General features: G+C 44.2%; 1 protein-coding gene. It reads right to left on the reverse strand.

Annotation, left to right across the window (positions count from 1 at the left end; all coding sequences use genetic code 11):
* Positions 1–168: 168 nt before the first annotated feature.
* A complete protein-coding gene (locus A3762_RS23345; RefSeq protein WP_068479329.1) occupies positions 169–468 on the reverse strand; it encodes a hypothetical protein in 300 nt (99 codons plus the stop codon).
* Positions 469–711: the final 243 nt, after the last annotated feature.

Consider the following 711-nt stretch of genomic DNA (forward strand, 5'->3'; position numbering starts at 1 on the left):
CGAAACAAAGGTCTTAAGGCGCTGTGGGTTGCCACCGACAGGAAAAAAGAATTAGCCTGACTTTATCCCAGAAAAACTTTAGTGCACGCTTCTGTGTACGGAATGACGGTGCAGAGACAGACCGTTTCTGCCCAACTCCAAACACCCAGAATTAACTCAGAGCCTCCCTTAAGCCGTTTGCCACCAGCCTAATTCTGAATGTTCGTTTTCTGGCTGATCCCATCCACCGCGAACTAATTCGCCCAGGATTAAATCTGGATCTATTTGTTTCACGAATTGAGCAACCTTAAGCGCATCGTCTCGGTTAATGTCGACAGCATCATCGTCCTCAGCATTTACATACGCAGATACCGAAGAGACTTTTCTTACGCCCGCCTCTGATGCAATAGCAATCTCAAAACAAACATCGCTACCTTGTATCACATAGCCATGCTCTCTCTCTTGCGTGATAATTTTGTATTCGCTCATATTTTGTTTAATTTCCTAACTCATCTTGATCAGCTAATGAAAAAAGCCCAGTTCCTTTCGGGACTGGGCTCTTTATTTTCAAAGTCTGTCTTAGCTTCTAACTTTCAAGACAGACATTTAGATCACTTACGACAAATCACGACCTTTGCCTGCGGCGATACGCAAACGAAGCGCATTTAGCTTGATAAAGCCATCTGCATCTTTCTGATCGTATGCACCAGCATCATCTTCAAATGTCGCGAT

It is taken from the genome of Oleiphilus sp. HI0125 (genome assembly GCF_001635355.1).

Coding starts and splice junctions, on each gene's coding strand:
- A3762_RS23345 (WP_068479329.1), bottom strand. CDS start 468: ATGAGCGAATACAAAATTATCACGCAAGAGAGAGAGCATGGCTATGTG.